This window comes from Vibrio sp. 10N.222.49.C9 (assembly GCF_041474985.1).
GTDB lineage: Bacteria > Pseudomonadota > Gammaproteobacteria > Enterobacterales > Vibrionaceae > Vibrio > Vibrio crassostreae_C.
This window is the reverse complement of record NZ_JBFRVD010000812.1, coordinates 1-542: the sequence shown is the minus strand read 5'-3', so window position 1 is coordinate 542 and position 542 is coordinate 1. Positions and strand designations below refer to the sequence as shown.

Here is a 542-nt window from a genome sequence, read left to right as displayed (position 1 = left end):
GCTAAAACATACTGACCACCAGCGCTTCCAACCATCAAACGCAAAAAACCCCAAAACCTTAGATAAACTAAGATTTTGAGGTTAATTCGGCTAACGCTTTAGAGCCGCCAGTGCCGCGAACGGCGAGTTTGGATCTGGCTTATCCAGAAGCTTCTTTTGACGCTTCGGCGCTTGTTTTGCCACTTTCTCTACATCAGCTTTTTGGAACTCATCCACGTACTCATCTTCACAGATAAGCGCGGGACGCCCCGTAAGGCCAAAACCATGACCAATCCATGGGCTACGGCGGCCTGCGCCGTTGCGGCGGTCACTAGAGTAACGCGCCTGAATTGAGTCCTCAATCGCCTTCACAGCCTCAAGCTGTGAAGGGCTCAAGGTCGGCTTCTGAAGCACCTCAAAGGTGTGCTCACCGAATGAGCCCTCCTTCTTGTGTTTCAAGATTACCGATTCCTCAGAAGGGAAGTAGAGGAACGACCCCCTACCATACTTATCAAGATTTCGGCCCTCACCCTCAACGAGGGTACCATCTGGGTTGATAACCC

Annotated in this window: 1 protein-coding gene; it reads right to left on the bottom strand. The window is 51.3% G+C overall.

The features are described from left to right. Positions 1 to 90 precede the first annotated feature (90 nt). Positions 91 to 542 (bottom strand): hypothetical protein (locus tag AB4585_RS25730; RefSeq protein WP_372171611.1); only part of this gene is annotated, 452 nt, incomplete at its 5' end.